This is a genomic window from Streptomyces sp. NPDC037054, from assembly GCF_055606745.1.
This window is the reverse complement of record NZ_JBVJSJ010000034.1, coordinates 1-1,511: the sequence shown is the minus strand read 5'-3', so window position 1 is coordinate 1,511 and position 1,511 is coordinate 1. Positions and strand designations below refer to the sequence as shown.

The following is a 1,511-nucleotide window of genomic DNA, read 5'->3' as shown; positions in this document are numbered from 1 at the left end:
TGGCGTGAGCGCATCGACGTGCGCGACTTCATCCAGGCCAACTACACGCCCTACGAGGGCGGTCCGGCCTTCCTGGCCGGGCCCACGGACCGCACGCGCGCCGTCTGGGAGAAGGTCAGCGCGCTGTTCCCGGAGGAGCGCGCGAAGGGCGTCTACGACGTCGACACCGCCACCCCCTCCACGATCACCTCGCACGCTCCCGGCTGGATCGACCGGGACCGCGAATTGATCGTGGGCCTGCAGACCGACGCTCCGCTCAAGCGGGCGATCATGCCGAACGGCGGCCTGCGGATGGTGGAGAACGGGCTGCGGGCCTACGGCTACGAGGCCGACCCCTTCGTGACCAAGGTGTTCGGCACCTACCGCAGGACCCACAACGACGGTGTGTTCGACGCCTACACCCCTGAGATGCGCGCCGCCCGCAAGGCCGGGATCATCACCGGTCTGCCGGACGCCTACGGCCGCGGCCGGATCATCGGCGACTACCGGCGCGTGGCCCTCTACGGCACCGACCGGCTCGTCGCGGCCAAGCGGGCCGAACGGGCCCTGCTGGACGCGCGGCCCTCCAGCCCGGACGTCATCCGGGACCGTGAGGAACTGGCCGAGCAGATCCGCGCGCTGGGCGAGCTGACGGAGATGGCCGCCTCCTACGGCTGCGACGTCTCCCGCCCGGCCGCCACCGCCCGCGAGGCCGTCCAATGGCTCTACCTCGGCTATCTGGCGGCGGTGAAGGAGCAGAACGGCGCAGCGATGTCGCTGGGCCGCACCTCCACGTTCCTGGACGTCTACCTCCAGCGGGACCTCGACGAGGGCACCATCGACGAGACGCGCGCCCAGGAGCTGATCGACGACTTCGTGATCAAGCTGCGGATCGTACGGTTCCTGCGCACCCCCGAGTACGACGCCCTGTTCTCCGGCGACCCGACCTGGGTGACGGAGTCCATCGGCGGCATCGGCACCGACGGCCGGCCGCTGGTGACCCGCACCTCCTTCCGCTTCCTGCAGACCCTGTACAACCTCGGCCCGGCACCGGAGCCGAACCTGACCGTGCTGTGGTCGCCGAGGCTGCCGGACGGCTTCAAGGAGTTCTGCGCGCAGGTCTCCATCGACACCAGCGCCGTGCAGTACGAGTCCGACGACCTGATGCGCCCGCGCACCGGGGACGACACGGCGATCGCCTGCTGTGTCTCCGCCATGGCGGTGGGTAAGCAGATGCAGTTCTTCGGGGCCCGGGTCAACCTGGCCAAGGCGCTGCTGTACGCGGTCAACGGCGGCCGGGACGAGATGACCGGCGAGCAGATCGCCCCCGCCGCGCCGTCGCTGACCGGCGAGTACCTCGACTACGACGAACTGTCGGCGGCCTACGACCGGACGCTGGACTGGCTGGCGCAGACGTACGTCAACACGCTCAACGTCATCCACTACATGCACGACAAGTACGCCTACGAGCGCATCGAGATGGCGCTGCACGACCACCCCGTGCACCGCTTCATGGCCTGCGGCATAGCCGG

Annotated in this window: 1 protein-coding gene; it reads left to right on the top strand. The window is 69.6% G+C overall.

All coding sequences use genetic code 11. From position 1 onward, the window contains the following. The coding region (locus ACZ7D7_RS33925) for a pyruvate formate lyase family protein (RefSeq protein WP_470829395.1) at positions 1-1,511 on the top strand (1,511 nt) is incomplete at both ends.